This window comes from Pseudomonas baetica, assembly GCF_051216495.1.
GTDB classification, from domain to species: domain Bacteria; phylum Pseudomonadota; class Gammaproteobacteria; order Pseudomonadales; family Pseudomonadaceae; genus Aquipseudomonas; species Aquipseudomonas baetica_B.
The window spans coordinates 1-7,152 of the sequence record NZ_JBPKAM010000181.1 but is presented as its reverse complement, the minus strand read 5'-3'; the positions used below and the strand labels follow the sequence as shown (position 1 = coordinate 7,152).

Sequence of the window (7,152 nt, the reverse complement as noted above, 5' to 3'; positions counted from 1 at the left end):
CCCCTCTCCCACCCCCCCCCCCCCCCCCCCCCCCCCCCCCCCCCCCCCCCCCCCCCCCCCCCCCCCCCCCCCCCCCCCCCCCCCCCCCCCCACAGTTGGATTTTGTCCGGTCTCAAGTTCCGCGCTGGCTTTCAATCTGCCTGTACGCAGTAGCGTTTTAGAACGCCCAACGCGCCTTGATCGAGGCGCCCTGATTGAGGTAGTCGCTGCGCGACTCGGCGTCATAGCGCAGGCTGACTTCGGTACCGTTGTCCAGGGTATGGCTCAAGCCCAGACCAGCACGTCCCAGCCACGGACTTGGATCGAGGCCACGGGTGGTGAAGACCCCTGTTGGTGAGCCGGCGTACGCGGACGAAATCGAGGTTTGCTCGTTGATCACGTCGTAACCGGCACCCAGGTTGGCACTCAGGACGGTGTTGGCGCCCAGGTTGTAGTTGAGCTTGCCATCGACGCTGAAGATCAACTCCTCGGCATCACGACTGTCCACGTCCAGGTTCAGGGCACCGGCACCTTTCTCGTGGTACGCCTCATCACCGATCCAGGTGTAGTCGGCGCGCACCGAAGGCACGAACGTCAACGTCTCGGAGAAGCGCAACGTGTGTCCCAGCCCCAGGCCCGCATGGGCACTGTAGCTGTCATAGTCGGCCTTGGCGGTCGCGTCGGCGAATGGCATGTGACGCTTGCCTTCGTTGCGGTTCTGGCCGGCATCGACCTGGAAGTTCAGCTCGGTGTCCGGGGTCAGGGCGTAGCTGCCGTAGCCGATCAACTGGAAAGTATCGATCTGGGCATCTTGCGGGGCGATGCGCGAGTCGCTGTCGACATTGGTTTTCGCGTAGGCAAAGGCGATACCCAGGCGCGTCTGTTCGGTGAATGCACCATCGACACCAATCGCCAGGCCTTGGGTGTCGGCGTCGAAACCGGAGATCCCGCTGCGCTCATCTTGATCGGCCCAGGAGCCGAAAGTCTTGATCCACGCATTGTCCTGCGCGACCGGCTCATCACCGGACGACAGGCCGCTGTTGCTGCCCTGGCGGGCCTGGATCACGCGATTGATCCCCGACAGCGTGCTGCTGGTGGCGCTGTTGATACCACCGGTCAACAGCGGCAGGGTCTGGGTGACCGCATCGGACACTTGCTGTTCGGTGGTCAGGCCAACGAAGTGGCTGGCCAGTTCGCCGGAGGGGTTCTGCGCAAAGCTCTGGTCCAGTGCGCGGGCTGCCGGGCCGGCCGGGGTGTTACCCAGGTGATTGACCACTTGTTCGGCACTCGGTCCGCTTGATGGCGGCTCGACGTCAGGCGGGGTATCGACAACCGGTGGGGTCACGGCCGCCGCGACCATGGTCAGGTCGACGGCGTTGCCGTTCTTCACCGCGCCAAAGTCGAACAGCAGGGAGTTGTCGCTGACGGCGAAGGTGCCGTTGCTGTTCAGCGTCTGGGCGCTCAACACGTTGGCCAGTCGCGAGGTATTGAAGCGGGTATCGGCGGGGGTGACGTCGACGATGACCCTGGCGTCGTCAGGCAGGGTCGCGGTCCCGTCCACCACCAGCTTGCCGTAGGACGTATCGCCAGCCGCGCCGATTTTCAACGCACCAGCGTCACTCTGGAGGTAGTTGCCGTGAATGGTCGCCGTGGTGCCGGCACTGGCAGCCACGCCGAGCACGCCGTCGTTGTTGAAGGTGTCGATGGTGAACGATTCGCCGCCACGCAGCGTGTAAGTGGCGTTCTGGCGCAGGACCACATCGGCGTCCGGCGCATTGACCGCACCGATAAAGCGGGCGGTGTTGTTGCCATCGATCGCGATCGAGCTCAACCCGCCTTCGAAATTGTTGCTGGCATCGATGGCGTACATATTGCCGCTGATAGTGCCGCTGTTGACGATGGAGGTGATGCTCGAACTGTTGGTGATCAGGATGCCCGGGCCGTTACTGGCGCTGATGGTGGCGCCCGCGTCGTTGATGATGTTGTGAGCCGAGGCCGAGCTGAGCTTCACACCATTGGACGTACCGGTGATGGTGCCGCTGTTATGGATATCACCGATGACAGAGGTGCTGCTCAGGGTCAGCGCCGAGTTACCGGTGATGGAACCCGATGCGCGGTTGATGACATTGCCGTTGATCAGGGACCGGTCGGCGCTGAAGCCCGCCTGGGTACCACTGATGATGCCGCTATTGTCCAGCCCGCTAATGATCGGGGTTGGGCCGAACTCGGTCTGGAGCATCCGGATACCGAAGTCGCCGGTGATGCTGCCGGCATTGTTGATGCCGCCGACAACAGCCCCCCCTTCCTTGATGACGATGCCCGAATCATTGCCCGAGATCGTACCGCCGGCGGTGTTGGTGATACCGCCACCGATGGAGCCCATGTACACGTTGACGCCATCGCTACCGTGGACAGTGCCGCTGTTGGTCAGGCCTTGGTTGGTGCCGATGTTGGTAATGGACACGCCAGCGCCCGAACTGACATTGATCGTCCCGCCCGAAGCGACAGTCAGGCCCGGGCCTGGAAGCGAACAGGTCGCGGTACGGGTCTCTCCCGCCGCAACCCCGGTGCAGGCCGGAATAGCCAGTGCCGGCGTGGCCATCGCCAGCAAGCCGGCCCCCGCGCCGGCCAGCAACAGACGCCCGGCGCTGCGTTTTCCCCGGGCGCCGGCCAGTTCGTCAACCACCACGAACGCTTGGCGCGTGTGGCTCCAGATAATACGAAAAGCTTTGTTCATTTCACTCCCGCGTGGCCTCTATGGGCCCTGTTTGACAGATCGCGCAAATCTACCGAAGAGTCCGTAAACGAGGCTGAGCAAATCTGAGCGCCGGTTCAGGTCGTTGCCGGCCGCTGGTAGGATGCGCGCGAACCTGCGCCGGGAGCCCACACGTGCATTACCTGATCATCGAGAACGCCTTGCCTGCGCAATTGCTGGCAGACATCCGCCAGGCGATTGCCCAAGGGCCTTTCAGCGACGGCAAGATCACCGCCAACGGCATGGCCCGCGAGGCCAAGCACAACCTGCAACTGGACCAACAGGTGCACGGCGCGCTGCTCGAGCGCCTCACCCGCGCACTGTGGGAGCAACCGGCGTTGCAAGCCTTCGCCATCCCCAAACATGTCGGTCGCCCATTGATCAATCGCTACGAGCCCGGCATGACCTATGGCCTGCATGTCGACGGTGCATTCATGGGAGAACTGCGTGCCGATATCTCTTACACGCTGTTTCTTGAAGACCCGGCCGGTTATGACGGCGGCGAGCTGGTGATCAACCATCAATCGCAGAATTTCAGCTTCAAGCTCGCCGCCGGCAGCCTGCTGCTTTACCCCAACGACTGCCTGCACGAAGTACGGCCGGTAACCCAAGGCGTGCGGCACGCGGCGGCCGGCTGGATCCAGAGCCGCATACGCAGCGCCGAACACCGGGAAATCCTCGGCAAGTTGAGCGCCGTGCCCCAGCACCTGAGCCGGGACGCGCAATATCAGGCGCTGGCGCTGCAAACCACTGAATGCGTTCAGCGACTGATGCGGATGTGGGCCGATTAGGCCTGGATGCTGGCGGGCGCGTAGAAACAGAAGCCGACGTTGCGCAAAGTCTTGATCGGCAGCGTCTGGCCCGAGCATTCCTCGATGTTGCGGCGCAGGCGTCGCATCTGCGAGTCGAGTCGCCGTTGGTCATAGCTCAGGTAATCCTGGTCCAGCGCTTCGATCACGCTCTGGCGGCTGACATTGCTGCCGGCCTGGCTCATCAGGCAGCGCAATACCAACAGGTCCTGCTGAGACAGGCGCACCGGCCCACTGCCCGGAACCTGCAAGCGTCGGGGGCCGGGCTCGAGCAGCCAGCGTTGTTCGCTGTGGCCAAGGTTCAAGCGCCAGCGCAGTGATTCCAGCACCGCCGCCAACTCATCCAGATCGCAATCCTTGCTCAGGAAGTGATCGGTGCCGTGACTCAGGGCTGCGACTTTGCTGGAAACGTCTGCACGGGCACTCAATACCACTATCCCCAGTCGCTGCCCGGCCTGACGCAAACGACGGATCAACTTGAGTCCGTCCCCGTCAGGCAGGTTCGGATCAATGATCGCCATGGGATGAAGCTGGGCGTCGAAGCGTTGTTCGAACGACGCCAGGCTGTGCACGGTCGTGGTGATGTAGCCGTTTTGTCCAAGGAACTCACTGAGTGCCAGGGCCTGTACGGGGTCTTGTTCGAGGAGGATCAAAGGCGTCATGGCACGATTGTATCAATTGGCCATCATTGCCGGCGAGCCATATACAAGTGAGTTGGCGCCTTTTCCGACAGAGTGAAGGGTGTCTATGTCACGTACGGCTGCGCGCCTTCTGATTATAAATTCAGATAATAATCAGAATAATAAATAGAAAATTGACTAATCATGGCTCCGGGCCGAAAAATCCTCCCCAGACCGGCGCCGCAGAGCGCCCCGTTTTTGCCGTTTCTCTCCTGCCAAAAAAATAACCAAAGGAGCCCGACCCTCATGAAGCCCAACGCTTCGTCCCAACCGCGCCGTGCGGCCGCCGCTGCCTTCATTGGCACCATGATCGAGTGGTACGACTTTTACATTTACGCCACTGCCGCCGCGTTGGTGTTCGGCGCGCTGTTCTTTCCTTCCGACGATCCGCTGTTCAGCACCATGGCCGCCTTCGGCACCTTTGCCGTGGGCTTTTTTGCGCGGCCGTTGGGAGGGATTGTCTTTGGCCATATCGGCGATCGCATCGGGCGCAAGAAGTCGTTGATCATCACCTTGCTGATGATGGGCGTGGTCACTGTGTGCATCGGTTTGCTGCCGACCTACGCTCAGATCGGCGCCACCGCACCGGTGCTGCTGATTCTGCTGCGCATCGTCCAGGGCATCGCTGTCGGTGGCGAGTGGGGCGGGGCGGTGTTGATGGCCGGCGAACATGCGCCGAAAGGCCGGCGCAATTTCTTCGCCTCGTTTGCGCAACTGGGCAGTCCGGCCGGTTTGATTCTGTCGTTGCTGGCGTTCAGCGCGGTTACCCGTTTGCCGGAAGAAGATCTAATGAGTTGGGGCTGGCGCTTGCCATTCCTTGCCAGTTCGTTGTTGCTGCTAGTGGGCCTGGCGATTCGCCTAGGCGTGAATGAATCGCCGGAATTCCTCGCCAGCCGCGAACAGGCAATCAAAAACAAACGCAAGGAGCAGGCTCCGGTGATGGAGGTCGTGCGCACCGCATGGCGTCCGTTGCTACTGTGCATCGGCGCCAACACCCTGGGCATCGCCGGGGTGTATTTCACCAACACCTTCATGATCGCCTACACCACCCAGCAACTGGCGTTGCCGCGTTCGCTGATCCTTGAGTGCCTGTTCTTCGTCGCGATCATCCAGTTCTGCATCCAGCCAGTGGCCGCGTGGGTCGCCGAGAAAATTGGCGCGACCCGTTTCCTATGCCTGGTATCGCTGCTGGCCATGGCCTCGCCGTACCCGATGTTCGTGCTGGTCAGCTCGGCCCAGGCGCCGCTGATCATCCTCGGCATTGCCTTGGCGGTGGTGTGTATGGCGTCGTTCTACGCGGTGATTGCCGGATACGTCAGCGGTATGTTCGAGACCCGCGTGCGTTACACCGCGATCTCCCTGGCGTATCAGATATGCGGTGCCGTGGCCGGTGGCCTGACGCCGCTGATCGGCACCCTGCTGGCGCACAAGTTCGCCGGGCAGTGGTGGCCGATGGCGGTGTTCTACAGCCTGATCGCCGCGACTTCTCTTGTTTGCGTCCTGTCCCTTGCCCGTCGCCATGCCAGCGCTGAACGCGTCGAACTGGCCCGCATTTAATCCCGACTTCCTGGAGTAACTCATGTTGAAGATCAATGGCGAACGCCTCTGGGCGAGTCTGATGGCCATGGCCGAAATCGGCGCCACGGCCCGTGGTGGCAATTGCCGGCTGGCCCTGAGCGATGAAGACAAGGCCGGTCGCGAACTGTTTGCCCACTGGTGCCGTGAAGCCGGCATGACCCTGAGCGTGGATGCCATCGGCAACCTGTTCGCCCGCCGCGCCGGCACCGATCCGGATGCCGCACCGGTGATGATGGGCAGCCACCTCGACACCCAGCCCGAAGGCGGGCGCTTCGATGGCGTGTACGGCGTACTGGCCGGCCTGGAAGTGGTGCGTTGCCTCAACGACCTGGGGATCCAGACCCGCAAGCCGCTGGAAGTGGCGGTCTGGACCAACGAAGAAGGCGCACGCTTCACCCCGGCGATGTTCGGCTCGGCGGTGTTCACCGGGATCATGGAGCTGGACACGGCGCTGGCGGTGCGGGATGTGAATGGCATCAGCGTCGCCGATGAATTGAAGCGCACCGGTTATGCCGGCGAACGTCCGCTGGGTGGCGCGGTGGATGCGTATTTCGAGGCGCACATCGAACAGGGGCCGATCCTTGAAGACAACGCCAAGAGCATAGGCGTGGTCAGCGGCGGCCAGGCGATCCGCTGGCTGGACGTGCGGGTCGAAGGCATGGCCGCCCACGCCGGCACCACGCCGATGCCGCTGCGCAAGGACGCCCTGTATGGCGTGGCGCGAATGATTCAGGCCATTGAAGGACTGGCTGCCGATTTCGCCCCCGAAGGGCTGACCACGGTCGGAGAGTTGAACATCAACAAATCCTCGCGCAACACCATACCGGGGCTGGTGAACTTCACCGTCGACCTGCGTCATCACCGCGACGATGCCATCGCGGCCATGGAGCAACAGGTGCGCGCGCGGCTTCAGGCCATTGCCGACGGTCGCGGCTTGAACCTGACCATCACCCCGCACTGGATCAGCCCGGCCACGCCGTTCGATGCCGATTGCGTGGCGGCGGTGCAGCAGGCGGTGGACGGGCTGGGTTACGCTCAGCAATCGATCGTCAGCGGTGCCGGGCACGACGCGATCCATCTGGCGCGATTCTGCCCGACGGCCATGGTGTTCATCCCGTGTGTCGGCGGCTTGAGCCACAACGAGGCTGAGGATGTGCTGCCCGAAGACGTGCGCCAGGGCACCGATGTGCTGCTCAATGCCGTGCTGGCCCGTGCCGAAAAAGCCGACTAACCACAAGTCCCCTGTGGGGGGGGGGGGGGGGGGGGGGGGGGGGGGGGGGGGGGGGGGGGGGGGGGGGGGGGGGGGGGGGGGGGGGGGGGGGGGGGGGGGGGGGGGGGGGGGGGGGGGGGG

Annotated in this window: 5 protein-coding genes; 3 read left to right on the top strand and 2 right to left on the bottom strand. The window is 63.3% G+C overall.

Features of this window, described 5'->3' with window-relative positions:
- Positions 1-157: 157 nt before the first annotated feature.
- On the bottom strand, positions 158-2,716 hold the full coding sequence (locus tag ACSFE6_RS30450) for an autotransporter domain-containing protein (RefSeq protein ID WP_435431079.1): 2,559 nt from the start codon (positions 2,714-2,716) through the stop codon (positions 158-160).
- Positions 2,717-2,868: 152 nt separating this feature from the next.
- Between ACSFE6_RS30450 and ACSFE6_RS30445 the strand changes: the two genes are divergently transcribed.
- Positions 2,869-3,525: a Fe2+-dependent dioxygenase gene (locus tag ACSFE6_RS30445; RefSeq protein WP_435431078.1), complete on the top strand. Its 657-nt coding sequence runs from the start codon at positions 2,869-2,871 to the stop codon at positions 3,523-3,525.
- Here ACSFE6_RS30445 and ACSFE6_RS30440 read toward each other — a convergent pair.
- Positions 3,522-4,205, bottom strand: a complete 684-nt coding sequence (locus tag ACSFE6_RS30440; RefSeq protein WP_435431077.1) for a response regulator transcription factor — start codon at positions 4,203-4,205, stop codon at positions 3,522-3,524. The two genes, ACSFE6_RS30445 and ACSFE6_RS30440, sit on opposite strands and share 4 nt — an antisense overlap.
- Positions 4,206-4,469: 264 nt before the next feature.
- Between ACSFE6_RS30440 and ACSFE6_RS30435 the strand changes: the two genes are divergently transcribed.
- Together ACSFE6_RS30435 and ACSFE6_RS30430 are read left to right on the top strand one after the other, a co-directional pair.
- Positions 4,470-5,780 carry an MFS transporter gene (locus ACSFE6_RS30435; protein ID WP_435431076.1) on the top strand — a complete coding sequence of 437 codons (1,311 nt, stop codon included), beginning with the start codon at positions 4,470-4,472 and terminating at the stop codon, positions 5,778-5,780.
- 22 nt (positions 5,781-5,802) lie between these two features.
- Positions 5,803-7,032, top strand: a complete 1,230-nt coding sequence (locus ACSFE6_RS30430) for a Zn-dependent hydrolase (RefSeq protein ID WP_435431075.1) — start codon at positions 5,803-5,805, stop codon at positions 7,030-7,032.
- The last annotated feature ends 120 nt before the right edge of the window (positions 7,033-7,152 follow it).